At 57.1% G+C, this 24,184-nt stretch carries 23 protein-coding genes; 12 read left to right on the forward strand and 11 right to left on the reverse strand.

Annotated elements, in window-relative coordinates; all coding sequences use genetic code 11:
• Positions 1 to 23: 23 nt before the first annotated feature.
• The 6 genes from GWQ27_RS09415 to GWQ27_RS09440 form a co-directional block, all read right to left on the reverse strand.
• Positions 24 to 1,328, reverse strand: a complete 1,305-nt coding sequence (locus GWQ27_RS09415; RefSeq protein ID WP_211183078.1) for an FAD-binding oxidoreductase — start codon at positions 1,326 to 1,328, stop codon at positions 24 to 26.
• 228 nt (positions 1,329 to 1,556) lie between these two features.
• The gene (gene fbaA, locus GWQ27_RS09420; protein ID WP_275907203.1) at positions 1,557 to 2,636 is read right to left on the reverse strand and encodes a class II fructose-bisphosphate aldolase; all 1,080 of its coding nucleotides are present in this window, start codon (positions 2,634 to 2,636) and stop codon (positions 1,557 to 1,559) included.
• Between the two features lie 116 nt (positions 2,637 to 2,752).
• Positions 2,753 to 3,916: a phosphoglycerate kinase gene (locus GWQ27_RS09425; protein ID WP_021139186.1), complete on the reverse strand. Its 1,164-nt coding sequence runs from the start codon at positions 3,914 to 3,916 to the stop codon at positions 2,753 to 2,755.
• A gap of 61 nt (positions 3,917 to 3,977) precedes the next feature.
• A complete protein-coding gene (gene epd, locus GWQ27_RS09430; protein ID WP_059168290.1) occupies positions 3,978 to 4,988 on the reverse strand; it encodes an erythrose-4-phosphate dehydrogenase in 1,011 nt (336 codons plus the stop codon).
• Positions 4,989 to 5,037: 49 nt separating this feature from the next.
• On the reverse strand, positions 5,038 to 5,967 hold the full coding sequence (locus tag GWQ27_RS09435; RefSeq protein ID WP_275907204.1) for an ROK family protein: 930 nt from the start codon (positions 5,965 to 5,967) through the stop codon (positions 5,038 to 5,040).
• Positions 5,968 to 6,332: 365 nt separating this feature from the next.
• Positions 6,333 to 6,680 carry a hypothetical protein gene (locus GWQ27_RS09440; RefSeq protein ID WP_021139183.1) on the reverse strand — a complete coding sequence of 116 codons (348 nt, stop codon included), beginning with the start codon at positions 6,678 to 6,680 and terminating at the stop codon, positions 6,333 to 6,335.
• A 140-nt stretch (positions 6,681 to 6,820) separates the two neighbouring features.
• On the opposite strand from GWQ27_RS09440, the gene GWQ27_RS09445 reads away from it, so the two are divergent.
• From GWQ27_RS09445 to GWQ27_RS09500, 12 genes are all read left to right on the forward strand, one after another.
• A complete protein-coding gene (locus GWQ27_RS09445) occupies positions 6,821 to 7,699 on the forward strand; it encodes a hypothetical protein (RefSeq protein WP_021139182.1) in 879 nt (292 codons plus the stop codon).
• A gap of 223 nt (positions 7,700 to 7,922) precedes the next feature.
• Complete coding sequence (locus GWQ27_RS09450) at positions 7,923 to 8,465, forward strand: YtfJ family protein (RefSeq protein WP_005318797.1); 543 nt, start codon at positions 7,923 to 7,925, stop codon at positions 8,463 to 8,465.
• Between the two features lie 43 nt (positions 8,466 to 8,508).
• On the forward strand, positions 8,509 to 8,814 hold the full coding sequence (locus GWQ27_RS09455) for a hypothetical protein (protein ID WP_125608714.1): 306 nt from the start codon (positions 8,509 to 8,511) through the stop codon (positions 8,812 to 8,814).
• Positions 8,815 to 8,834: 20 nt separating this feature from the next.
• Positions 8,835 to 9,407 carry a DUF2796 domain-containing protein gene (locus GWQ27_RS09460; RefSeq protein ID WP_275907205.1) on the forward strand — a complete coding sequence of 191 codons (573 nt, stop codon included), beginning with the start codon at positions 8,835 to 8,837 and terminating at the stop codon, positions 9,405 to 9,407.
• A 4-nt stretch (positions 9,408 to 9,411) separates the two neighbouring features.
• On the forward strand, positions 9,412 to 10,101 hold the full coding sequence (locus tag GWQ27_RS09465; RefSeq protein ID WP_275907206.1) for an ABC transporter ATP-binding protein: 690 nt from the start codon (positions 9,412 to 9,414) through the stop codon (positions 10,099 to 10,101).
• Positions 10,095 to 11,342 (forward strand): ABC transporter permease, encoded by a 1,248-nt coding sequence (locus GWQ27_RS09470; protein WP_201907603.1) that lies wholly within the window; start codon positions 10,095 to 10,097, stop codon positions 11,340 to 11,342. The genes GWQ27_RS09465 and GWQ27_RS09470 overlap by 7 nt, the downstream gene beginning before the upstream one ends.
• Positions 11,343 to 11,374: 32 nt before the next feature.
• Complete coding sequence (locus GWQ27_RS09475; protein ID WP_026034852.1) at positions 11,375 to 11,848, forward strand: DUF3299 domain-containing protein; 474 nt, start codon at positions 11,375 to 11,377, stop codon at positions 11,846 to 11,848.
• A gap of 104 nt (positions 11,849 to 11,952) precedes the next feature.
• Entirely contained in the window at positions 11,953 to 12,813 is an 861-nt protein-coding gene (locus tag GWQ27_RS09480) for a TIGR03899 family protein (protein WP_047439578.1), read from the forward strand.
• Positions 12,814 to 13,089: 276 nt separating this feature from the next.
• Complete coding sequence (locus GWQ27_RS09485) at positions 13,090 to 14,712, forward strand: PAS domain-containing methyl-accepting chemotaxis protein (protein ID WP_275907207.1); 1,623 nt, start codon at positions 13,090 to 13,092, stop codon at positions 14,710 to 14,712.
• Between the two features lie 405 nt (positions 14,713 to 15,117).
• Positions 15,118 to 15,477: a hypothetical protein gene (locus tag GWQ27_RS09490; RefSeq protein ID WP_216956337.1), complete on the forward strand. Its 360-nt coding sequence runs from the start codon at positions 15,118 to 15,120 to the stop codon at positions 15,475 to 15,477.
• A 177-nt stretch (positions 15,478 to 15,654) separates the two neighbouring features.
• The gene (locus tag GWQ27_RS09495) at positions 15,655 to 16,740 is read left to right on the forward strand and encodes an SEC-C domain-containing protein (RefSeq protein WP_275907208.1); all 1,086 of its coding nucleotides are present in this window, start codon (positions 15,655 to 15,657) and stop codon (positions 16,738 to 16,740) included.
• 62 nt (positions 16,741 to 16,802) lie between these two features.
• On the forward strand, positions 16,803 to 17,411 hold the full coding sequence (locus GWQ27_RS09500) for a hypothetical protein (RefSeq protein WP_139428592.1): 609 nt from the start codon (positions 16,803 to 16,805) through the stop codon (positions 17,409 to 17,411).
• Between the two features lie 252 nt (positions 17,412 to 17,663).
• Here GWQ27_RS09500 and cysC read toward each other — a convergent pair whose 3' ends face one another.
• The 5 genes from cysC to cysG all read right to left on the reverse strand — a co-directional run bounded on the left by cysC (position 17,664) and on the right by cysG (position 24,027).
• Positions 17,664 to 18,257 (reverse strand): adenylyl-sulfate kinase, encoded by a 594-nt coding sequence (cysC, locus tag GWQ27_RS09505; RefSeq protein ID WP_275907209.1) that lies wholly within the window; start codon positions 18,255 to 18,257, stop codon positions 17,664 to 17,666.
• 157 nt (positions 18,258 to 18,414) lie between these two features.
• Positions 18,415 to 20,139 (reverse strand): SLC13 family permease, encoded by a 1,725-nt coding sequence (locus GWQ27_RS09510; RefSeq protein ID WP_275907210.1) that lies wholly within the window; start codon positions 20,137 to 20,139, stop codon positions 18,415 to 18,417.
• A gap of 4 nt (positions 20,140 to 20,143) precedes the next feature.
• Complete coding sequence (cysN, locus tag GWQ27_RS09515; protein WP_275907211.1) at positions 20,144 to 21,574, reverse strand: sulfate adenylyltransferase subunit CysN; 1,431 nt, start codon at positions 21,572 to 21,574, stop codon at positions 20,144 to 20,146.
• A gap of 11 nt (positions 21,575 to 21,585) precedes the next feature.
• Complete coding sequence (gene cysD, locus GWQ27_RS09520; RefSeq protein ID WP_275907212.1) at positions 21,586 to 22,524, reverse strand: sulfate adenylyltransferase subunit CysD; 939 nt, start codon at positions 22,522 to 22,524, stop codon at positions 21,586 to 21,588.
• A 66-nt stretch (positions 22,525 to 22,590) separates the two neighbouring features.
• Positions 22,591 to 24,027 carry a siroheme synthase CysG gene (gene cysG / locus GWQ27_RS09525; RefSeq protein ID WP_275907213.1) on the reverse strand — a complete coding sequence of 479 codons (1,437 nt, stop codon included), beginning with the start codon at positions 24,025 to 24,027 and terminating at the stop codon, positions 22,591 to 22,593.
• Between the last annotated feature and the right edge of the window lie 157 nt (positions 24,028 to 24,184).

Raw genomic sequence — 24,184 nt, forward strand, 5'->3', positions numbered from 1 at the left:
TTCGGGCTGCTTGCGCTTGCCCTTTACAACAGATCCTTCATCCGGTGCCACAGCATGCCGAGCGCCAGCAGGGGGGAGCGCAACGCCGGGCCACCGGGGAAGGTCATGTGGGGCACGCTACTGAACAGATCGAAGCCCCGGCTCTCGCCGCGGATCGCCTCTGCCACCAGCTTGGCCGCCATATGCGTGGCGTTGAGGCCATGACCGGAATAGGCCTGGGCATAGAAGACGTTGGGATGATCCTGCAAGCGGCCGATCTGCGGCAAGCGATTGGCCCCTATCCCTATCATGCCGCCCCACTGAAACTCGATGGCGGTGCCCGCCAGCTCAGGGAAGACTCTCAGCAGCTTGGGCAACATGAAAGCCTTGATGTCTCGCGGGTCCCTTCCCGAGTAGTTGCAGGCACCACCAAACAACAGGCGACCATCGGCGGAGAGGCGATAGTAGTCGAGCGCCACGTTCTGATCGCACACCGCCATATTCTGCGGCAACAAGCGCTGGCGCAGCCGCTTCTCCAGCACCTCAGTGGCGAGAATGTAAGAGCCCGCCGGTAGCACCCTGCCCCCCAATTCGGGATTGAGATCATTGAGGTAGGCGTTGCAACCTATCACCAGATAATCGGCACTCACCCGGCCACGGGCCGTGGTGATCTGCACCCGCTTGCCATAGTCGATATGGGCCACTCGGGAGTGCTCGAACAGAGCGACACCCAGGCTGGCGGCGGCGCGCGCTTCACCCAGTGCCAGATTGAGGGGATGCAGGTGACCCGAGCCCATGTCGATCATGCCGCCGATATAGCGATCCGACCCCACCACTGAGTGGATCTCCTCCCGTGGCACCAGCTTGATCTCGTGCTGATAACCCAGGCTGGCCAGATGTGCAGCTTCTTCCTCAAATCCGGCAAGATGGCGCTGACGGGTAGCGAGGTCGCAGTAACCCCAGGTGAGATCGCAGTCGATGTTGAAGTGCTCGATGCGCTCTCGCACCAGCTGCACCGCCTCCAACCCCATCAGATCCAGCTCCCGTACTCCCTGCTCGCCGATACAGCGGGCGAACTGGCTGGTATCGTGGCCTATGCCACGAATGAGCTGGCCGCCGTTGCGACCGGACGCCCCCCAGCCGACGCGGTTTGCCTCCAGCAGGGCCACCTTGTAGCCCGCCTGTGCCAGGTTGATGGCGGTATTGAGGCCGGTAAAGCCGCCACCAATGATGCAGACATCGACATTCAGCTCACCGCCCAGTTCTGGCCACTGCTGATTGTCGTTGCGGGTGGCCGCATAATAGGAGGCCACATGTTCCTGATATCCGTTGAACTTTCCTGCCTGCATACTCAGCATCCCGCCTTGGTGACCATGTGTTTACTAAAATAAACGACCTGTCATCGATAATACCCAGCCCCCCGCTACCAATCCAGTCCATGAGGATCACAGAAATGCAAAAGGCATCCCGGGGGATACCTTTTGCTTCGGTCACACCGTGGGGCTGATGACCGCAACCCACAAATACAAAAGGCGCCCCGAGGGGCGCCTTTGCAGCAATCAAGATACGGTAACGAATTACAGTACGTTGATGGCGTTCAGGTCGGAGAAGGCTTTCTCCAGACGGGCGATCATGGAAGTCTGACCGGCACGCAGCCATACGCGCGGATCGTAGAACTTCTTGTTCGGCTTGTCAGCGCCTTCCGGGTTGCCCAGCTGACCTTGCAGGTAAGCTTCGTTGGTCTTGTAGAAGTGCAGCAGACCTTCCCAAGTAGCCCACTGAGTGTCGGTGTCGATGTTCATCTTCACTACGCCGTAGGAGATGGACTCACGGATCTCTTCCAGAGTGGAACCTGAACCACCGTGGAATACGAAGTCCAGAGACTTGGCAGGCAGACCAAACTTCTCGGAAACGAATTTCTGGGAAGCGTCCAGGATGGACGGGGTCAGCTTGACGTTACCCGGCTTGTATACACCGTGTACGTTGCCGAAGGAGGCAGCGATGGTGAAACGCGGGCTGATCTTGGACAGACGCTCGTAGGCGTAAGCCACGTCTTCCGGCTGGGTGTACAGGGCGGATTGATCCATGTGGCTGTTGTCCACACCGTCTTCTTCGCCACCGGTGCAACCCAGTTCCAGCTCCAGAGTCATGTTCATCTTGGCCATGCGGGTCAGGTACTCGCAGCAGATGTCGATGTTCTCTTCCAGAGACTCTTCGGACAGATCCAGCATGTGGGAGGAGAACAGCGGCTTGCCGGTTTCAGCAAAGTGCTTCTCGCCCGCTTCCAGCAGACCGTCGATCCACGGCAGCAGCTTCTTGGCAGCGTGGTCGGTGTGCAGGATAACCGGGATGCCATAGGCTTCGGCAACGGCGTGAACATGCTTGGCACCAGAGATGGCACCGATGATGGCGGCTTGCTGGCCTTCCAGCTTCAGACCCTTGCCGGCGGTGAACACGGCACCACCGTTGGAGAACTGAACGATAACCGGCGCTTTGACCTTGGCAGCAGCTTCCAGTACGGCGTTGACGGAGTCGGTACCAACGCAGTTTACAGCTGGCAGAGCGAAGCCGTTCTCTTTGGCGATGGCGAACACTTTCTGAACGTCATCACCAGTGATCACGCCGGGTTTTACGAAGTCGAAAATTTTCTTAGACATGTTTAATCGTCCTGTTCTCGTATGCCGTTAATAAAAAATGGGGGGTTCATCATGAACCGGCACAGCGGCCACATGATAAACGAAACGGGAGGCTTTTGCCCCCCGTCCCGGGTCAATTAGGCTTTGGCGCGCTGTTCCAGCATCGCAACAGCCGGCAGTACCTTGCCTTCTACAAACTCCAGGAAGGCGCCGCCGCCAGTGGAGATGTAGGAGACTTTGTCGGCGATGCCGAACTTGTCGATGGCGGCCAGGGTGTCACCACCGCCAGCGATGGAGAAGGCCGGAGAAGCAGCGATGGCTTCGGCAATCACCTTGGTGCCTGCGGAGAACTGGTCGAACTCGAACACGCCGACCGGGCCGTTCCACAGAATGGTCTTGGCATTCATGATGATGTCGGCCAGGGCCTTGGCAGAGTCAGGGCCGATGTCGAAGATCATGTCGCCATCGGTCACGTCGGAGACGGACTTGATGGTGGCCGGAGTGCTTTCTGAGAACTCGGTGCCCACGACCACGTCTGTGGTGACAGGAATGTTGGTCTCGGCAGCCAGTTTCTTGGCGGTGTCGAGCAAGTCGTGTTCACACAGGGACTTGCCGACGTTGTGACCGGCAGCCGCGATGAAGGTGTTGGCGATGCCACCACCGACCACCAGCTGGTCAGCGATCTTGGAGAGGGATTCCAGCACGGTCAGCTTGGTAGAGACCTTGGAGCCGCCAACGATGGCAACCATGGGGCGCTCGGGTTTCAGCATGGCTTTGCCCAGTGCTTCCAGTTCACCGGCCAGCAGCGGGCCTGCACAGGCGATCGGGGCAAATTGAGCCACACCGTAGGTAGAACCTTCGGCGCGGTGAGCAGTACCGAACGCATCCATTACAAAGACGTCACACAGGGCGGCGTATTTTTTGGCCAGCTCTTCGGTGTTCTTTTTCTCGCCTTTGTTGAAACGGCAGTTTTCCAGCACGACCAACTCACCGGCAGCGACTTCTACGCCATCCAGGTAATCCTTGGCCAGGCGGACCGGGCAGGACAGAGCGTCTTTCAGATAGTTGACAACCGGAGCCAGGGAGAACTCTTCGTTGTATTCACCCTCGGTCGGGCGACCCAGGTGGGAGGTGATCATCAGCTTGGCGCCCTTTTCCAGAGCCAGCTTGATGGTCGGCAGTGTCGCCACGATACGTGCGTCGGAAGTGACCTTGCCGTCTTTTACCGGTACGTTCAGGTCAGCACGGATCAGAACGCGTTTACCCGCCAGATCCAGGTCGGTCATCTTGATAACAGACATATTCAGTCCTCTATATTTTCAGGTAATGTTAAAAACAGTAACCTTGCGCCCGTTCAGGCTCTCAGCCTGCGGCCATCATGGCCCGGGTGGTATCCAGCATACGGTTGGCGAAGCCCCATTCGTTATCGCACCACATCAACATCTTGACGAGGTTGGCATCGCTTACCCGTGTCTGGGTACCATCGATGATGCAGGAGTGTGCATCATGATTGAAGTCTACGGAGACCAATGGCTCCTCCGTGTAATCCAGAATACCGCTTAATGTACCTCTGGATGCCCGTTGCAGGGCTTGATTTACGTCAGTAACCGTCACTTTTTTACGAACAGTAATACTGAGATCCATTGCGGTTACGTTGATGGTCGGCACCCGTACCGCGATCGCCTCGAACTTGCCGGCGAAGTGGGGGAGGATTCGCTCCAACCCCTTTGCCAGCTTGGTATCCACCGGAATGATGGACTGGCTGGCAGCACGGGTTCGACGCAAGTCGCTGTGGTAGGCATCGATGACTTGCTGATCATGCATGGCCGAATGAATTGTCGTAATAGTACCACAATTTATCTCGAATTCTCGATGCAATGTTTCGATGACGGGCACCACGCAATTGGTGGTACAGGAAGCGTTGGAGACGATCCGCTCCCTTCCCGTCAGCACCTGATGGTTCACTCCGTAGACGATGGTGGCATCCACATCCGCATCCGCCGGATGGGAGAAGAGCACCTTGCCCGCCCCCGCGCCCAGATGACGCTCGGCGTCGGCCCGCGAGCCGAATACACCGGTGCAATCGAGCACCACGTCCACCCCCAGCGCCCGCCAGGGTAGATTGGCGGGGTCCTGCTCGGCAAACAGGGAGATGAGATCCTCCCCCACCAGCATGCTGTGACCAGCCAGTTGTACCGGATAGCGAAAACGACCGTGGCTGGTGTCAAAACGCGTGAGGTGCACCATGGCTTCAGGCGCCGCCAGCTCGTTGATGGCAACTATCTTGATGTTCTTGTCGCGCCCGCTTTCATAAAGAGCACGTAGCACGTTGCGGCCGATCCGCCCGTACCCATTGATGGCAATCTTGATCATGAAAAAAGTGTGTCCTTACCTGCGACAAAGGGACGAACGGATGGATGATTCACGACAGCAGGGCGTCCTGGAATACGCCACGGGCCAGCAGTGCGGCCCCGAACACACCGGCGCTGTCTCCCAGAGCTGGAGCAATAATGGGGGTAGCGAAGCGGGGATTAAAGAGGAATGGCAAAATTGTCTGGCGCCCTGCGCTGTAGAGGCTCTGCACATTGCCGACGCCACCACCGATGACGATGACATCCGGATCGAGAATATTGACCACATTGGCCAGCGCCTGACCGAACAGCAAGTGCAAGCGATCGATAGTGAGCTTGGCCACATGATCATAAGCCGTCGCCGCCGCGATCTGGGCCAGCGACAGATGACGCTTGGTCTTGACCTGATACCAGGCCTCCAGCGCCGGGCCGCTGATGAGGGTCTCGACGCAGCCACGCTTGCCACAGTAGCACTCGGGACCATCGGGGGAGAGCACATTGTGGCCCCACTCACCGGCGATGCCGTGGTGGCCATTCAAGATACGGCCATTGATGACGATGCCGGAGCCAACACCGGTGCCCATTATGATGCCGAACACCACCTTCGCATCGGGATGGTGCTGGCGTACCGCACCGAGATGGGTTTCCGCCAGCGCGAAGCAGTTGGCGTCGTTGGCGATGAGCACGGGAACGCCGAGCCTGCGTTCCAGATCTTCCTTGAACGGCTTGCCGTTGAGCTCGGTGGTATTGCAGTTCTTCATTACCCCTGTCTGGGGATCACGTGCGCCGGGCGTGCCCATGCCTATAATGGTTGGGCGCTGACCCAGTTTGACCGCGCACTCCTCTACCAGTTTCGCGATCTGGCCGATCATATGCTGATAACCGCCCTGACGTTCAGTGGGGATGCGATGACGCAGCAGCACCTCGTCGCCATCCAGCACCACACACTCGCACTTGGTACCACCGAGATCGATACCCCAATCCAACGATTTCTTGCTCATCCTGTCTCCTGCCATGGCCAAGGATACTGCCGTGAGGACGCCATTTGTCCGGCCTCCTCACGGTCGCTCATCTTGCTTTTTCTGCGCCCAACGATGGCACAGTGTAACCCGAGCCAGAGCCATGATGCAGCCCCAAACAAGGGCGTATCCAATCCCCCCAAAAGAGGTCTGGCGCCAAAGCGCCAATAGCGCCTTTGCTTCATTATTTATGTGTTCAACAAGAGGTGGAAATGGTTGAGGTGATATCCCTTGGCCGGGAGATAGCAACACGAGCATTGAAGAGGTATGACGGCACCGCCATCAATGCCTTGATGCCGTTCAGATAAAGCAGAATATCGCTCAGTCTTGACTGAACGGCACTGGCCTCAGGGCGCCTTCTTCATTGGATGCGACGGAGGCTGACCCGGCGTCACACCGGCTGGATCGCCCTGGATGTAAATCTCCCGTCCATCCTGCTGATAGGGTCGGTAATGGTTGCTGCCACAGCGATAACCACCGCCCGGCTGACTCATCAGCTCACAGTTGACCGGCAATACCTCCAGCCACTTGATGGCCTGCTGGAAACGCAGCCACTCCTGCCATTCATGCTCCCGCGCCAGCTTGTCTCGCAGCGCGAAGGTGTCCTCAATGGACATGCCCTGGTTGACGATCACCTGGCCCGCCGCCGCAGGCAAGGCGGCCAACAGCAGCAAGAGTATCGGAATTCGCTTCATGGCAGTTTCCTGTATGACTTATTTCGAGAATTAAATTTAAAGCCTTATCAGACTGTTACCCAGATCACAAAAACTAAACCAATCCAAATCCGGTCGGCTCACCTAGTTGTTTAGTATCACCCCGAGCAGGATGCACCATCATGAAACTGGCACAAGGTCTGTTGTTAAGTCTAGTGGTCGCATCGACGGTCGGGGCAAGCGAGGTCAACCTGAGCTGGCAGTGGCAATCTGCCGACGGGCAACAGAAGCGACTGCAACTGAATACCAATGAACGCATCATGTCGGTCAGCCGCCACGAAATGACCCTGCTCGATGCCGCCCTCAACTATCCGCTGGAGACACTCTACTCCTACATAAGCCCGCGCCTTTACAACAGTATCAACCTCATCAATCAGAACAGTCCCGAGACCGCTACCAAGTTTCGCAATCTGGAGCAGGCTTTCACCCTGCGCGACGACAGCATGGAGTCGACCCTGTTCTGGCAGGCTTACCAGCAATATCAGGACGACGCCTTCTACCAGATGCGGGTCGTGCCCTGCGTTCATCCATCCAACCGCAAGCTGCCCTGCGTGCGCCCCAATTACTCCCAGTTGTTCTACCAGTTCAAGGGGGATCTCAAACCCCTAGCAAAACAGTTTTCCGCCAAGGATCTGGCCACCAGCGTCGGCCTGTTGCAGGAGTGGCTGAGCGGGATACCCACGCCACCGGAACAGATGGATCACTTCGCCCCGCCCCTGCAGGCATTGCAGAACAACAAGGCAGACAGCGATGAGAAGGCACTGCTGATGGCAAGCCTGCTGGCAGAGCTGGCACCGCAATACATGCTCAGCATCATCTACCCGAATATCAGCATCGGCAGCGTCTCGCCAGCCTGGCTGGCCATCACGGCCGACAGTGGATTGAAAGGGGATACGGTAGTGATCGGCAATCAGCGCCACGTCTTGCTGACAGGTTCGCCCCTGCTGGCCGAGCAGATGACCATGGCCAAGATCCCGCTGGTCAGCGAACCCTTGTACTAGGTTCAACACTCATCAAACCAGTTGATAACCAATTGATTTTTATCGACTGCGTGCCATCCTTGCCGCCTTTGTCCGCCGAGCTCAGCGCTGACGGGCGGCATCGTCGACGCTCTTGCGAGTTTATTTAACACTTTTTAAACAGATCCGATCAGTTTAGGATGAGTTCTGCCCCATTCCCTCAAGTGAAAAATCGTTATAACATAACAAAAGGAGTGTCATCAGGATGAAACATCTCGTACTTACTCTGGCGCTGCTGCCGACCCTGGCCATGGCTCACAACATCAAGGAGTCTGCCCAGGTGCCGCTGGTCAATATCAGCGACAAGGGTGAACTGGTGCTGAAAGAGAAAGAGGTCAGCTACCAACCCTGGCAAAGCAAGGTACTGACTGGCAAAGTTTTCCTGATCCAGCACATAGCGGGTCGCTCCAGTGCCAAGGAACTGAACGCCCCCATGATCGAGGCGATCAAAGCGGCCAAGCTACCCCACGACAAGTACCAGACCGTCACCATCATCAACAGCAATGACGCCATCTGGGGTACTTCCGGCTTTGTGAAGAGCAGTGCCGAAGACAGCAAGAAAGAGTTCCCCTGGTCCGCCATGGTACTGGATGCCAAAGGCATGGCTCGCAACGCCTGGGATCTCGCGCCGGAAAGTTCGGCCATCATACTGCTGGATAAAGAGGGCAAGGTGCTGTTTGCCAAAGACGGCCAGCTCGATGCCACCAATATTGCTACCGTGATGGGGCTCATCCAGTCCCATCTCTGAATCAGAGAGAAGGGGCGCTGACGGCGCCTTTTCATAAGGGTCTATGGGTCGTTCCAAGCTGAAAATCGGGTTGTTGCTGCTGGGCTGGTTGTGGATACAACCGGCGCTGGCACAACACCCGCTGGAAGCAGACCTGCCGGACCACAATCACAGCTGCCTCCTCTGCGCCCTCCATCTGGATGGCAAGCTTGCTCTGACGCCGACACTGCCAGTCCCACAGCCACTCTTTGTCGCAGGTCATCTCGCCCCCATCGCTTTCCCTACCCCGCAGTACAGAACCACAGGTCATTGCCGCATCCGCGCGCCTCCTCCCCTCATCGCCTTTCCCTCTGAACATTCCTCTTATTAATTGTTTCGCAAGGATTAACGATGAAAGCAGTCACCTTATTACTGGCAGCCGCCGCCTTTGGCGTGCAAGCAAACCACGACGAGCATGAAAGCCACGGCCACGGTGCCCACGAGCATGGTCACGCTCACCTCAATCTGGTGCTCGATGGCAAGCAGCTGATGATAGAGTTCCAGGCACCCGGCGCCGATCTGGTCGGATTCGAGCACGCAGCCAAGAGCGATGCAGACAAGGCGCAATACGCCAAGGCCATGGCTCAGCTCAAGCAGCCGGATGCTCTGTTCCGTTTAGACCCGGCGGCTGGCTGCACCTTGACTCACCAGGAGCTGCGGGCGGCCAAAGAAGATCACGACCATGACCATGACCATGAAAAGGCTGGCAGCGATCACGATGAACACCACCATGATGAGGCGGGTCACGCCGATCTGGGGGCCATGTACACCTACACCTGCCAGACACCTGCCAAGCTGACCGGCCTGGAAGCCACCCTGTTCAGCGTCTATCCGAGCCTTGAGAAGCTGAGCGTGCAGGGCATTCTGCCTACCGGCCAGACCGCTGGCGAGCTGACCCCGTCCGCCAACAAGCTGAGCTGGTAACGCCATGAAAAAAGCCGTGGTTGAGATCCGCGATCTGGCCTTTTCCTGGCCAAGTGGCGACGCTGTACTCGATCTGCCCGCCCTCACCATATCCCAAGGTGAGCGGGTCTTTATCAAGGGCCCGTCGGGCTCTGGCAAGTCGACCCTGCTCGGGTTGCTGGCCGGGATCCAGACCGCCAACCACGGCACCCTGGAGGTGCTGGGCCAACCATTGGCCCGGCTCTCTGGCCGTGCCCGTGACCACTTCCGGGCGGCCAATCTGGGTTATATCTTCCAGCAGTTCAATCTGCTGCCCTTTCTCTCGGTGCAGGACAACGTGACCGCAGCCCTCACCTTTTCGCCCGCCAAACGGGCCCGCTTGCAAGGGAGTCCGGAGCAGGAGGCGCGCCGTCTGCTGGCGGAGCTGCAACTGCCGGATGACGCACTGCATCGCCCCGTCCATGCCCTCAGCATCGGCCAGCAGCAGCGGGTTGCTGCCGCACGGGCGCTGATCGGCTCGCCGCCACTGGTGATCGCCGACGAGCCCACCTCGGCACTCGACACCGACAACCGGGCCGCCTTTATCAAGCTGTTGTTCGAGGAGTGCGACAAGCAGGGCTCGACTCTGATCTTCGTCAGTCACGACCCTTATCTCGAACCCCTGTTCCCGCGGGTCGAAAACCTGCAACAGCTCAACCGGAGGGCATCATGCTAAAGCTCGCCCTGCAAAGTCTCTGGGCCCGCCGCCTTACCGCCGGGCTCACCCTGCTGGCCGTCGCCATCAGCGTCACCCTGCTGCTCGGGGTGGAGCGAGTGCGCACCCAGGCCCGCGAAAGCTTCTCCAACACCGTCTCGGGGACCGATCTCATCGTCGGCGCCCGCTCCGGTCAGGTGAATCTGCTGCTCTACTCGGTGTTTCGCATCGGCAACCCCACCAACAACGTGGGGTGGGACTCCTATCAGGCCATCAAGCAGAAACCCGGCGTCGCCTGGACCATCCCGCTCTCCCTCGGTGACTCCCACAAGGGATTTCGGGTGCTCGGCACCAATGGCGACTACTTCACTCACCTGAAGTACGGTCAGCAGCAGCCGCTGCAATTGCGGGAAGGGCGACCGTTCGACACGCCGTTTGAAGCGGTGCTCGGCGCCCAGGTGGCCGAGAAGCTCGGCTATCACCTTGAGCAATCCATCGTCATCGCCCACGGCGCTGGCAACACCTCGTTCAGCCAGCACGACAATCTGCCGTTCAAGGTGGTGGGTATTCTGGCGCCGACCGGTACGCCCATCGATCGCACCATCCATGTGCCGCTGGCGGGGATCGAGGCGATCCATCTGGGCTGGGATACCGGCCGCCACAGCAAGAACGTGACGCCGGAGCAGGCGCTGGCGCAGGATCTCACCCCGAAAACCATCACCGCCTTTATGGTGGGGCTGAGCAACCGGATCCTGGCGTTCCAGCTGCAACGCAGCGTCAACACCTATCCCAAAGAGCCGCTGATGGCGATCCTGCCGGGGGCCGCCCTGCAGGAGCTGTGGAGCCTGATGAGCGTGGCGGAAACCGCCCTCTCGGTGATCGCCGGTTTCGTGGTGGTGGCGGGCCTTATCGGCATGCTGACCACATTGCTGGCGGGGCTTAACGAGCGGCGCCGGGAGCTCGCCATATTGCGATCCCTCGGTGCGGGCCCTGCCCACCTGTTCCTGCTGCTGGCGCTGGAAGCGATGGCGCTGACCACTGTCGGCATCGCTCTCGGGGTCGCAGTGCTCTATCTGGGGCAGGGGCTTGCCTCGCCCTGGCTGCTCAGCCACTATGGCCTGCAACTGAGTCTGGGGCTGCCGAGCACCTACGAGTGGCAATTGCTGGGGGTAGTCTGGCTGGCAGGTATGGTGATTGGCCTGCTTCCTGCTGCCCGCGCTTACCGCTACAGCCTGAGCGATGGCATGAGCATTCGCGTCTAGCGAGACGCACAAAAATAGAAACAGAAGGACAGATGATGAAGTGGAAAATTGTGGCGCTGCTCGCCAGCCTGCTGGTGCTGCCCGCCCTGGCCGCCGATTACAAGACCATCGACTGGGATGTGCTCATCCCGGAAGGGGAAAAACTGCTGCCACCGCCCCAGGTCAATCACGAAGATCCCATGTCGGTGCCGCAACCGGTGGGCGGAGTAAACAAGAAGCTGGACAACCAGGATGTGCGCATTCCGGGCTTCGTGGTGCCATTGGAGGGGGATGCCAAGAAGATCACCGCCTTCCTGCTGGTGCCCTACTTCGGCGCCTGCATCCATGTGCCGCCGCCCCCCACCAATCAGGTGATCTATGTGAGCTACCCCAAGGGTGCGCCGGTGGATGATCTGTGGGACGCCATCTGGGTGAAGGGCAAGATGCGCACTGTCAGCTCCAGCCACGAGATGGCCACCGCCTCCTATTCGATGGAAGCGGTCGAGGTGAGCGTCTACGAGGAGTAATCCTTCCGTTGCAAAAAAAGCGGCCTCCACGGAGGCCGCTTTGTTATCTTGGCATCCCGGTTGGAGTAACATTCAGCTCCAGAACCTGTGCGAATGGAGTCAGCATGGCAGACCTCCCCCCCCCGAAAAAAGAGAGTTCGATCCTGAGCAGCCAGGAGCAGACCCTGCGTCTGGCCCGCAGCCGCGGCATCGACGGCATGCTCACCCGCAACACCGACAGCACCTTCGAACAGCGCGCCACCTTTCGCCATCTGGCGGATCAGGCCGCCCGCCAGCGCAATCTGGAAGCCATCATGGTGATGGCCTCCCGCCACTGCGAAGAGACGGCCGCCGGCGGCGAGATGGACAGCGACTGGCTGACCCGCTTCCTGCAACTGGCGGAAGATATCAGCATGGTGCCGATGCAGCAGCTGTGGGGACGGATCTTCGCGCTGGAAGTCGCCACGCCGGGCCGCTTCTCCATCCGGGCGCTCGCCACCCTCAAAGAGATGACCCAGCGCGAGGCCCAGCTGTTTCAGCGCATCTGTTCACTGACTTGCCACTACACCGGCAGCGACGAGCAGCGACTGCTGCTGGGGCTGCACAAGGGGGCCACCCTGCTGAGTCGTGCCAAGGCAACGCGCCTTGGCCTTGGCAAATACCGACTGCCCTACAACGCCCTGCTGCAATTGTTTGAGCTCGGGCTGCTGCATCGCGCGGAGCTGGAGTCCGGCCCGCTGCCCGCCGATGGGGTCGAGCTGGAGTTCGGCAACCAGCGCTGGCGGCTGCAGTGCAAGCAGAACAACATCACCCTGCTCTACTACCGGCTCACCCCGGTGGGCAACGAGCTCGCCCAGCTGCTGCAAGAGTCGCCGCTGGAGGAGTACCTGCAGGATCTGAAAACCGTGCTGGTGCAGGGTATCCAGATTGAAGTGATGCAGCTCGTCAGCGCCCCCTCCTCACCCGCTCCCGACCCTCTCCCCTGATCTCTGGCGGGGCAGCGGATGCCCCGTCGGTTCGTGGCTCCTTCGCATCCAGCTGCTGTCTCCAAGCTTATGGACTTGTCCAGAATTGGTTGCAAATTGCAGATGCCGCAGAGGTACACCCCGTCAGATCCGTTGCATATTGCAAACAGCAACGATCTTTTCCTGCCAAAACGGCACTAATAACATATCAATCATTAGCTTTTGCCAGCTGGCCCGCCCTTTGCACATGTCTTGATGTAGATCAAAATTCAACCATCACAGCTCGGGAGCAAGGCCATGAGAATCAATCAACCGGTTACCCAAAGAGAACGTCTCTATCCAGACCACCAGAGCCTGATCTCCACCACGGATCTGGAGAGCCGCATCACCTACGCCAACGATGAGTTCTGCGAGATTGCAGGCTTCTCGCTCGACGAGCTGGTGGGGGAACACCACAATCTGGTGCGCCATCCTGACATGCCGAAACAGGCCTTTGCCGATCTGTGGAACCATATTCGCGAAGGCAAGAGCTGGATGGGGCCGGTGAAAAATCGCTGCAAGAGTGGCGATCACTACTGGGTCAGCGCCTTTGTCACCCCCATCAAGGATGCCAGTGGCCGGGTGGTGGAGTATCAGTCGGTGCGCACCGCCCCGAGCGAGGAGATCAAACAGCGGGCCGAGAAGGTCTATGCCGACCTTCGCAACAACAAGCTGCCGCTGGCGCTCAAGTTACCCACCTTCTCCCATACCCTGGCCATCAACCTCTGCCTGCTGCTGAGCCTGCTCGCCATGTTTGCGCTGGGCTACAACCACGACATGAACTGGCAACTGGCGCTGGCGATAGCGGCCATCACCCTGAATGCCCTCTCCCGCCGCCTCGGCAAGCTCAACAAGATGGCCCGCAGCCGCTTTGACAACCCGCTGATGCAGCTGCTCTACACCAACAAGGTGGACAATATCGCCGCCATCGAGCTCGCCATGCTGATGAATCAGGCCGAGTTCAATGCCGTACTGGCCCGTACCCAGCAAACCTGCACTCAAATACTGCAGGCCGCAGAGGGGGATCTGCGCAACGCCGAATCCATCACCGACAACCTGCAACAGCAGCAGGCCGAAACCAATCAGGTAGCGACCGCCGTGACCGAGATGTCGGAATCCATTCGCGAGGTGTCACAAAGTTCGACTGACTCCTCCAGCCTGCTGGATGAAACGGCCGTGCTGTTCAAGAGCGGCAACAGTAGCGTGGCCGAAACCGTGGCCGCCGTGGCGGGCATGAACAGCGAGCTGACCACCTCCAAGAGCGTGATCAGTGCGCTGGTCGGCCACTGCCGCGATATCGACGGCATCCTCGATGTGATCAACAACATCGCCAACCAGACCAACCTGCTGGCCCTCAATGCCGCCATCGAAGCGGCCCGGGCTGGCGAAGCGGGTCGCGGCTTCTCGGTAGTGGCCGACGAGATCCGCACGCTCGCCATCAAGACCCAATCCTCGACCAGCGAAATCCAGAAGATGATCACCGAGCTGCAAACCAGCGCCGGGGATGCAGAACAGGCGATGGAGAAGGGCTGCCAACTCTCCGAAAGCTGCCAGCAAAAAGCCTCGGCGACCGGCACCATACTCCAGCAGATCAACGATATGCTGCAGCAGGTGGCCTCCGGCAGCGGCCAGATTGCCCAAGCGGTGCAGGAGCAGTTCCACGTTACCGCCGAGATCAACCGCAACGTGCTCAGCATCAAGACCCTGGCCGATGACTCGAGCGTCGGCAGCCAGCACGCCGTGCACGGCATCACCCAGCTGGTCAACCAGTTGAGCGATCTCGACCGGCTGGTACGCCAGTTCCAGAAGGGCGCTCCGGCAAGCCAAAGCCGCTACGAAGTGGCCACTACCCGCGCCGTGCCGGTTCGCCAAGCCAGATAACCACTACCCAAACAATCACCGCAGCAAAACCCTATGGGCCCGCAGGCCCATAGGGTTTTTTAGTGTCCGCCAACAAGAGGGCGGCACTCTCGCTTTCACCGTCCGATTTTCCCCAGCTCTGATGGACGCATCTGTTGAAAATTCATATCGCCCCCGTAACTGAGTAGTTTGTTGATCTTGCTCAGGAAATTTTCCACATCTACTTTCTTCCGCAGCCCCATTCGGTAACATAGCCGCTTGGCAACCTCTCGCAGGAGTCAGCCATGAGCCAAGCCATTGCCAAAACGCAGGTAACAAGCAGCAGACTGGAGGCTGGAATTCAGGGGCGGTAGCGTGGTTTTTGTAAGTTGGCACAGCGCGTAGCGAAGACCAACAGACAAGTTCTTCAGCGTTAAAGGGAAAAATATGGATGTCATTAAGGCTTTAGAAATCATCTCAGCATTGTCAGAAGGTGTTAATCCTGAAACCGGTGAAGAGTTATCTGAAGAAAGCTGCTTCAATCAGCCGAAAGTCATTCGAGCTTTATTTATCGCAAAACAGAGCCTCGAAGCATCAATCATTTCTGAAAAGCGTAAATCTGATTTACCAGAAAATGCTGGGAAGCCGTGGAAGCCAGACGAAGATGAGCTATTGGCAAATAGCTTTGATTCAGGCTTAGGTGTTGATGAATTATCAAGAATCCATAAAAGAACAAAAGGTTCCATTGCCTCCAGGTTAGTTCGTCTAGGTAAAATAAATGAGCGTTCCGATATTTATACTCGGTAGCCCTGCTTTTGTCGGTTGGTACTGAGCACAGCGAAGCCCAATAGATGAGCATTATCACGCCAACCAAATCGTAATAAATATTTATTGAACGGTAAAATTTTCAGGTACGTTGCGCGGCAAACTACGATTTTTAGCCCAACATACGAGATAATCACTATTAGTTGCAACAAGGCGCATATGAGAAAAACTGGCAGAAATGAACCGTGTTGGTGTGGGTCTGGTCAGAAATATAAAAAGTGCCATTTAAATAGATCTACTGAAGAAACGCTCTCAATCAACCGACTAATTGCAGAGCTAAAATCAAAGACATTTCATAAAGAGTGCATGCATCCTGATTCATCTAATGGTTCTTGCAGCAAGAACATCATTGACGCCCATACAATTCAAAAGAAAGGTCCGTTGAAGTCGATAGCTGATGAATCAAATCATGTTTATTGCTTCCGCACTGACCGGAATGGAAAAGATGTTGTGTTGAAATTAGGTTGGCAAAAGGCGTCTACTTTCAAAGGATTTTGTGCGAAACACGATAAGGCAATGTTTAGCCCCATTGAAGATGATTTATATAACGGTTCAAAAAGTCAAAGTTTTATCGCAGGCTATAGAGCTGTAGCCTTAGAGTACTTCAAAAAAATTAGCGTAGCGAAAGGGTTACCTTTCATGAGTCAACATATTGATCGAGGCATGCCAGTGGAAGATCAAGTTGAACTTCAGAGATACCTAAACTCAATGAAGCAAGGTTTTTTTAAAGGAATTGATGATTTTAAAGAAACGTTAAATATTTATGGAAATATCCACAAGTCTCAAGCTTACGATGATTTTGAGAGTCTAACTTTTTACTTTAAAGGCGACTTAGATATTGCAGTTTCAGGTTGTTTTTCACCTGACTTTACTATCAGTGGTCGGCGTATCCAAACCTTGGCACCAGGTATCAAATTTGTAGAAAATATTGCAGTTAATACTTTGAATACAAAAGATGGTTATGCCTTAGTTTTTTCATGGCCTAAAAGTTTTACGAAATGCGCTGAATTCGCCGATTCTTTAACCAGCATTAATCATAATGCTCTTCCTAGTAAATTAGTCGAATTAATTTTTAGCTATATAGAGAATACTTACTTTTCCATGGGTTGGTTTGACGGACTTGATAACAATAAAAAAACATTAATCGAGTCTATGGCAAGAAGGTCGATTCAATATGGCAAACCCGTAGAGTTTAGTAATTATGAGTATACAAACTGGAAGATTCATCGTGTTGTTCGACACTAGCAAAGCAGCAGAGGGCAAGCCACTTAACATGGCGCTAACTATTTTACATAGGAGTAAATATTATGTTTGAAAGTCAAGAAATCATTACTTTAAAACAAGGTACTACAGAGTTTGTATCAGAATACTCTTTGACATTACATTATAAAAAATCAGATTCAGGCTGGTACGTTTCTGCTGGTCGACCTGGCTATCAAAATGATGGTTCTGAGCTAAGTGCAAATGATGCGTTTACTTGTCTTTTTGGTGACCTATTCGAAGTTAGGCTTCTCGATGCCGGCTACACTAGTGCTCGAATCTTATTGACGAAATTACCTTTATCAAAAGAAGCGGAAAGCATTTTTAATCAATCTCAATTTTTCAAAGGCAATAACACAAACTTTACTGAACAAGAAACTTTAATACTGGGAGAACAAATGGACCTGATGAAAAAACGTATAGAAGAGCTTGTTCAACTAACTGAGATTCAGCAGGATTACCTAGAAAAGTCATTTGAGATGTTAAAGGAAAAATTAGAACAAGGAAGTAAAGAGGGATGGAGGCAAGCAGCTTATGGCGTTGTTACGAGTGTCGCATGCACATTTGCGTCTGATATTTATTCAGCAAAAAACTTATTTGATGTTTTTGGGACTTATATTACTTCAGCATCAAACTTCTTACTAACAAAAATCTAACAAGCGTCTCGAGTGGGACTTTCAATACGTGACATTTCCAGTCTCATGGAGATACGGTGGTTACGGCTGTTTTAGTTAAGTTTAGCGTTGATAAGTTACCAGCCTCTTAGGCTGGTATTAGTCTGAGACAATTCCACCGTTGATAGTCATATAACACGCTCTATTGGGCATTAACTACTGAAAAAAGGGGCGTCATTGACAAGAAATAAATATGCCCCCTTATTTATCAATATTCGACGCAGATAAGCTACCTTAGTCGATTAAGCCCTCCTGCCGCAGAGAGGTCAGCAACTCATCCACCAAGGCATCTACCGGTTTACCGGCGTTAAGCAGATGGATCTCCGGCTGCTCCGGTGCCTCATAGGCGGAGTCGATACCGGTAAAATTCGTAATTTCCCCTGCCCGCGCCTTTTTATAGAGCCCCTTGGGATCGCGCTCTTCGCAGATGGCGAGCGGCGCATCGACAAAGACCTCGACAAACTCATCGGCGCCCAAGAGATTGCGCACCAGCTCCCGCTCGGCACGAAACGGCGAGATAAAGGCGGTGAGCACGATAAGGCCCGCATCCACCATGAGTTTTGCCACCTCGCCGACCCGGCGGATATTCTCCTGACGGGCCGCATCATCGAAACCGAGATCCCCGCACAGACCGTGGCGCACATTGTCCCCGTCCAGCAGATAGGTGTGCTTGCCCTCGACCGCCAGCGCCTGTTCCAGCGCCCCCGCCAGGGTGGATTTACCCGCCCCGGAGAGCCCGGTAAACCAGATCACCAGCGGCTTTTGCCCCTTCAATTCGGCCCGGCTCTGTTTGTCGACGGCATGCTTGTGCCACACGATATTGCTCATCTAAAACTCCTTGTTTGGCATTGACGCTGCCACGCTGAAACTGTCTCTGACTCCCTGCCCATCAATAGATGGCTTGCCGGTGCCATGGCGATGATTGCTCATCTCAACCCCTTGGATCGCGATGAATGACCCGGCCTTTATCACTAGCCATCACGCCTCAGAACGGAAACAGCAGGGGCACCATGATAATCACCCCCAAGCTGTAGGCCAGGGAGACCGGCAGCGCCAGCTTGAGGTAATCCGGCATCTTGTAGTTGCCCGCCGCATAGACCATCAGGTTGGTCTGATAGCCGTAGGGCAGGATAAAGCTGGAGCTGGCCCCGAACAGCACCGCCAGAATAAACGGCATGGTCGAGACGTCCATGCTGAGGGCCAGCTGGTAGCCCATGGGGAAGGCAAGCGCAGCGGCAGCGTTGTTGCTCATCAGCTCGGTCAGTACCAGGGTAAACAGGTAGATGCCGATAAAGGCGATGATGGGGCTGGAACCGTTGAACTCCCCCATCAGCCAGTCGGCAATCAGTTTGGCCAGACCGCTCTTCTCCAGCTGATCGGCGATGGCGAGCGCCCCGCCCACCACCAGCCAGATATCCAGCGGAAAGCGGCGGCGGATCTCGTCCAGCGTCAGAATGCGGGTAAGCAGCAGCGCCACCAGCATCAGCAGCAAGCCCTTGAACAGCGGCACCAGCTCGAACACCGAGAGCGCCAGCACCCCGAGAAACCCCAGCACCACGGCGGCGCTGCGCTTGCCATCGAGGCGGGTGGAGGCTTCCAGCCCGCTCACCACCACAAACTCACGCACCAGCGACTTGTTGCGGGCAAACTGGGGGCCGGGGGCCAGCAGCAGGGTATCACCGGCGTGCAGTTCAATCTGGCCAAGGCCGCCGGTAAGCTGGGTTTCGCCGCGGCGCACCGCCAGCACCACCGCATCGAAGTGGGTGCGAAATTCGGCATCCTTGATGGTCTGACCCACCAGCCGCGAGCTGTGGCTGACGATCACCTCCACCAGATGCTGGCCGTTGAGGCGGTGCTGGCCGTAGAGATCCAGCCCCTTCATCTCCTGCAACACGCCGACGCTCTCCACATCGCCGCAAAAGAGCAGCACGTCCCCTTCGTGCAGCTCGTGTTCCGGCTGCACCGGGCAGATCACCTGCTCGCCGCGAATGATTTCCGCCAGATAGAGGCTTTTCAGGCTGCGCAGGCCGTTCTCCTTGACGCTGCGCCCCGCCAGCGGTGAACCGGCGCCCACCTTGGCCTCGAGAAAGTAGCCGGATTCGCGGCTCATCTCGGTATCCTGCTCCGGCAGATAGCGGGCAAACAGCAGCACGGCCGCCAGACCGGTCAGCAGGGTCCCGGCTCCCACCATAAAGAAGTCGAACATGCCGAGCGGCTGGGCCCCCATCTTGATGAGGAAGCTGTTGACGATGAGATTGGTGGAGGTGCCGATCAGGGTCAGCACGCCGCCAAAGGTGGCGGCGAAGCACATGGGCAGCAGCAGCCGGGAGGGCGCATGATTGGGATTGCGTTTGATCGCCCCCAGCATGGACGCCACAACGGCCGTGTTGTTGACGAAGGCCGACAGGAAAGCAGTGGAAAACCACAGCTTGATCAATACCTTGTTGAATGAGCCCGAACCCACCAGATTGGCGAACCAGCTCATGATGCGGGTTTTTTCCACTGCCAGCGATACCAGCAGCAACAGCACCAGGGTCAGCAGGGCACTGTTGGTGTAACCCGCCGCCACGGCGTTGATGTCCGCCAGTCCACTCAAATAGGTGATGAGCACGGCGCCCGAGAAGAGCAGCGCCGGGCGGAGTTTGCCCTGGATCAGCAGGGCGACGAGGGCAGCCAGCAGACCCAGCACCAGGGATTGTTGCCAGGTCATGGGGTTACTCCTTGCCGATGGCGAGTGCTTGCCAGTGCGGGAAGTGCTTGCGTACCAGGGCGTTGAGCTCGATTTCAAACTCGCTGTATTGCTCCGCTTTGCCACCAAGAGTCACTGCTTTCGCAGCCAGGCCTTCCACTATCATGCCCGCCCCGACGGTGACGTTGGTCAGCCGGTCGATCAGGATGAAGCTGCCGGTGTCGCGGATATCCGTGTATGGATCAAATGCCACAGGGTCGGTCAGGCTCACTTCGCACAGACCGATTTCGTTAAGATGCAGTTCGCTCGCCTCCAGCTCGTCCAGCTTGTTGATTTCGATGCGATGACGGATGACCTCCACCTGACCACGGGTCTTCTTGGTGGCCAGCTTGACGTCATAGACCCGGCCCGGTTGCAGGGACTCTTCCCCCATCCAGACGATGTGAGCCAGCACGTTCTGGGTCACCTGGGGCTTTTTCGCCGCATCCACCAGCAAATCGCCGCGGCTGATGTCGATTTCATCGGCAAAAGTCACAGTGATGGCCTGACCAGGCAGGGCGTACTCCAGATCCCCGTCGAAAGTCACGATGCGGGTCACAGTGCTCTCTTTGCCGGACGGCAGCACCGCCAGCGTGTCGCCGACCCGCAAAATACCGGCCGCGAGCGTACCCGCAAAGCCGCGAAAATCCAGGTTGGGGCGGTTCACGTACTGCACCGGCAGACGCACCGGATGACGCTCCAGCTCACGCTCAACGTCGGCGGACTCAAGCAGTGAGAGCAGGGTCTCCCCCTGATACCAGGCCAGCTTGTCGCTCGGGTTGACCACGTTGTCGCCGTCCAGCGCCGAGACAGGCACTATCTGTATGGTGTCGACGTTGAGTTTTTTGGCGAATTCGCGGTAATCGGCACTGATGCGCTCGAACACCTCCTGGCTGAACTCCACCAGATCCATCTTGTTGACCGCGACCACGAACTGCTTGATGCCGAGCAGGCTGGCGATAAAGCTGTGGCGACGGGTCTGATCCAGCACGCCCTTGCGTGCATCGATCAGGATGATGGCCAGATCGCAGGTGGAGGCGCCGGTCGCCATGTTGCGGGTGTACTGCTCGTGGCCCGGGGTATCCGAGATGATAAATTTGCGTTTCGCCGTCGAAAAATAGCGGTAGGCCACATCTATGGTGATGCCCTGCTCGCGCTCGGCCTGCAGGCCGTCCACCAGCAGCGCCAGATCCAGCTTCTCGCCTGTGGTACCAAGCTTCTGACTGTCGGACTCCAGCGCTTTAAGCTGATCTTCATAGATCTGCTGGGAGTCATGCAGCAGGCGACCGATCAAGGTGCTCTTGCCGTCGTCCACGCTGCCGCAGGTTAGAAAACGCAGCAGGCTCTTGTGCTGCTGGGCGTGCAGGTAGGCTTCAATGCCCTGTTCGCTGATGGCGGTCTGAATATGGTTGTTCATGATGCGATTCCTTAGAAATATCCCTGACGCTTCTTCTGCTCCATGGAGCCAGCCTGATCGTGGTCAATCAGCCGTCCCTGCCGCTCGCTCGAAGTGGTGAGCAGCATCTCTTCGATGATCTCCGGCAGCGTGGTGGCATCGGATTCGATGGCCCCGGTCAGCGGGTAGCAGCCGAGGGTACGGAAGCGCACCAGCTCCTGCTTCACTTCATCTTCAGGGCCGATGGGCATGCGCTCGTCATCCACCATGATCTTGATGCCATTGCGCTCAACGACCGGGCGCACGGCCGCGAAGTAGAGCGGCACTATGTCGATGTTCTCGAGATAGATGTATTGCCAGATATCCAGCTCGGTCCAGTTGGAGAGCGGGAACACCCGAATGCTCTCCCCCTTGTTGACCTGGCTGTTGTAGACGCGCCACAGCTCGGGACGCTGGTTTTTCGGGTCCCAGCGGTGAGACTTGTCACGGAAGGAGTAGACCCGCTCCTTGGCACGGGACTTCTCCTCGTCACGACGGGCACCACCGAAGGCGGCATCGAAGCCGTGCTGGTTGAGCGCCTGCTTGAGCCCTTCTGTCTTCATGATGTCGGTGTGCTTGCCGCTGCCGTGCACGAAGGGGTTGATCCCCATGGCGAGGCCATCCGGGTTCTTGTGGACGATGAGATCCAGCCCGTACTTTTTGGCGGTCTCGTCGCGGAAGGTGATCATCTCCTTGAACTTCCAGTCGGTGTCGACGTGCAGCAAGGGGAAAGGGATCTTGCCCGGATAAAAAGCCTTGCGGGCCAGGTGCAGCATGACGGAGGAGTCCTTGCCGATGGAGTACATCATCACCGGGTTTTCAAATTCGGCAGCCACCTCGCGGATGATATGGATGCTCTCGGCCTCCAGTTGTTGTAGATGAGTCAATCTTTCACGGTCCATGTTGGTCCTCTGGTCATTACTAACGCACATGGTCAGGGCGCGGGGTGGTTCAGTGCGCGGCCACACCGGCAGCCGCATCAAATATGTTTTTCTGGGTCAGGCCAACTGCACCAGCTTGAGGTCGCAGCCATCGAGATCTGGGTTAGCACGCAGCTGCTCGCCACTCTTTTCCCCAAACCAGGCCAGCTGTTTGCGCAGGGAGACCACTTCACCGATGACGATGAGGGAGGGGCCCACTGCCTGCTGTGCCAGTACAGCCAACTCAGCCAGGGTGCCGGTCAGAACGCGCTGACGGGCCGTGGTGCCCCGCTCTATGATGGCGATGGGGGTTTGGCTGCTGCGGCCGTGGCTCACCAGTTGCTGCTGGATATGTTCGGAGCGCATCAGCCCCATGTAGATTACCAGAGTTTGCTGGGTCACGGCGAGCTGCTGCCAGTCGGGCTCCTTGCCCTCTTTCTGGCAGTGGCCCGTGATGAAGACGGCACTCTGGGCGTGGTCGCGGTGGGTAAGCGGGATACCGGCATAAGCGGTGGCGCCAGCGGCGGCCGTGATGCCGGGCACCACGGAGAAAGGGATCCCCTCTGCCGCCAGCACCTCCAGCTCCTCGCCGCCACGGCCAAACATGAAGGGATCACCGCCCTTGAGACGCACCACACGGTTACCGGCCCTGGCGTACTCTACCAAGAGACGGTTGGTCTCTTCCTGGGGCACGCTGTGGGCACCGGCCTTCTTGCCGACCGAGACCTGGGTGGCATCACGGCGCACCAGATCCAGGATCTCCGGAGAGACCAGCTGGTCATAGAGCACCACTTCCGCCTGCTGAATTTGTTGCAGCGCCTTGAGGGTCAACAGGCCCGGATCGCCGGGGCCCGCACCGACCAGCACCACCTCGCCCACCTCGCTTTGGGCCTTGTCGAGCCCGTCATTGAGCCAGGTTTCGGCACCCTGCCAATCCTGCTTTTCGATAAGCCCGGCCAGGGTGTTGGAGGCAAACGCCCGCTCCCAGAAGCGGCGACGATCAGAAATGGATGAGAGCACCTGCTTGGCCTTGTCACGCACCCGACCTGAGAGCTCGGTGAGCCCCCCCAGGTGGCGGGGCAGCAGACTCTCGAGTCGCTCGCGCAACAGGCGCACCAGGACGGGGGCCTTGCCACCGCTGGAAACGGCGACCATCAGGGGCGAGCGATCTATGATGGAGGGAAAGATGAAACTGGAGCGTTTGGGGTCATCCACCACATTGACGAACAGACCCAGCTGGTTGGCACTCTGATAGACAAGCGCGTTGACTTCGAGATTGTCGGTGGCGGCCACCACCAGCAGCTGACCGGCCAGATGCGCCGGGGTGAAGCGCTCGACCAGATGGGTAAAACGGCCGGTAAATTCGGCGAATTCGGGTTCAATCTCGGGAGAGACCAGGGTCAGCCTTGCGCCTGCTGCCAGCAGCAGACGAGCCTTGCGCAGGGCCACCTCGCCCCCGCCTACCAGCAAGACGGGGCGGCCTTCCAACCTGGCAAACATAGGTAAATAATCCATTTCGGCCCATCCCTCGGAACACGACTAATATGGGGCGACTATAGGCAGGGCTGCTTATCCCTCAAAATAATAAAAAATGCTTTTTAATGCATTTTAGTAATTAGCAAAGCCATATGATGACAAAGGCGGACGATCATCCTTGTGGTGCTCGGCGCAA

The organism is Aeromonas sp. 5HA1 (genome assembly GCF_029237245.1).
In the GTDB taxonomy this organism is placed as follows: domain Bacteria; phylum Pseudomonadota; class Gammaproteobacteria; order Enterobacterales; family Aeromonadaceae; genus Aeromonas; species Aeromonas salmonicida.

Coding starts and splice junctions, on each gene's coding strand:
- GWQ27_RS09415 (WP_211183078.1), bottom strand. CDS start 1,328: ATGCAGGCAGGAAAGTTCAACGGATATCAGGAACATGTGGCCTCCTAT.
- fbaA (WP_275907203.1), bottom strand. CDS start 2,636: ATGTCTAAGAAAATTTTCGACTTCGTAAAACCCGGCGTGATCACTGGT.
- GWQ27_RS09425 (WP_021139186.1), bottom strand. CDS start 3,916: ATGTCTGTTATCAAGATGACCGACCTGGATCTGGCGGGTAAACGCGTT.
- epd (WP_059168290.1), bottom strand. CDS start 4,988: ATGATCAAGATTGCCATCAATGGGTACGGGCGGATCGGCCGCAACGTG.
- GWQ27_RS09435 (WP_275907204.1), bottom strand. CDS start 5,967: ATGAGCAAGAAATCGTTGGATTGGGGTATCGATCTCGGTGGTACCAAG.
- GWQ27_RS09440 (WP_021139183.1), bottom strand. CDS start 6,680: ATGAAGCGAATTCCGATACTCTTGCTGCTGTTGGCCGCCTTGCCTGCG.
- GWQ27_RS09445 (WP_021139182.1), top strand. CDS start 6,821: ATGAAACTGGCACAAGGTCTGTTGTTAAGTCTAGTGGTCGCATCGACG.
- GWQ27_RS09450 (WP_005318797.1), top strand. CDS start 7,923: ATGAAACATCTCGTACTTACTCTGGCGCTGCTGCCGACCCTGGCCATG.
- GWQ27_RS09455 (WP_125608714.1), top strand. CDS start 8,509: ATGGGTCGTTCCAAGCTGAAAATCGGGTTGTTGCTGCTGGGCTGGTTG.
- GWQ27_RS09460 (WP_275907205.1), top strand. CDS start 8,835: ATGAAAGCAGTCACCTTATTACTGGCAGCCGCCGCCTTTGGCGTGCAA.
- GWQ27_RS09465 (WP_275907206.1), top strand. CDS start 9,412: ATGAAAAAAGCCGTGGTTGAGATCCGCGATCTGGCCTTTTCCTGGCCA.
- GWQ27_RS09470 (WP_201907603.1), top strand. CDS start 10,095: ATGCTAAAGCTCGCCCTGCAAAGTCTCTGGGCCCGCCGCCTTACCGCC.
- GWQ27_RS09475 (WP_026034852.1), top strand. CDS start 11,375: ATGATGAAGTGGAAAATTGTGGCGCTGCTCGCCAGCCTGCTGGTGCTG.
- GWQ27_RS09480 (WP_047439578.1), top strand. CDS start 11,953: ATGGCAGACCTCCCCCCCCCGAAAAAAGAGAGTTCGATCCTGAGCAGC.
- GWQ27_RS09485 (WP_275907207.1), top strand. CDS start 13,090: ATGAGAATCAATCAACCGGTTACCCAAAGAGAACGTCTCTATCCAGAC.
- GWQ27_RS09490 (WP_216956337.1), top strand. CDS start 15,118: ATGGATGTCATTAAGGCTTTAGAAATCATCTCAGCATTGTCAGAAGGT.
- GWQ27_RS09495 (WP_275907208.1), top strand. CDS start 15,655: ATGAGAAAAACTGGCAGAAATGAACCGTGTTGGTGTGGGTCTGGTCAG.
- GWQ27_RS09500 (WP_139428592.1), top strand. CDS start 16,803: ATGTTTGAAAGTCAAGAAATCATTACTTTAAAACAAGGTACTACAGAG.
- cysC (WP_275907209.1), bottom strand. CDS start 18,257: ATGAGCAATATCGTGTGGCACAAGCATGCCGTCGACAAACAGAGCCGG.
- GWQ27_RS09510 (WP_275907210.1), bottom strand. CDS start 20,139: ATGACCTGGCAACAATCCCTGGTGCTGGGTCTGCTGGCTGCCCTCGTC.
- cysN (WP_275907211.1), bottom strand. CDS start 21,574: ATGAACAACCATATTCAGACCGCCATCAGCGAACAGGGCATTGAAGCC.
- cysD (WP_275907212.1), bottom strand. CDS start 22,524: ATGTGCGTTAGTAATGACCAGAGGACCAACATGGACCGTGAAAGATTG.
- cysG (WP_275907213.1), bottom strand. CDS start 24,027: ATGGATTATTTACCTATGTTTGCCAGGTTGGAAGGCCGCCCCGTCTTG.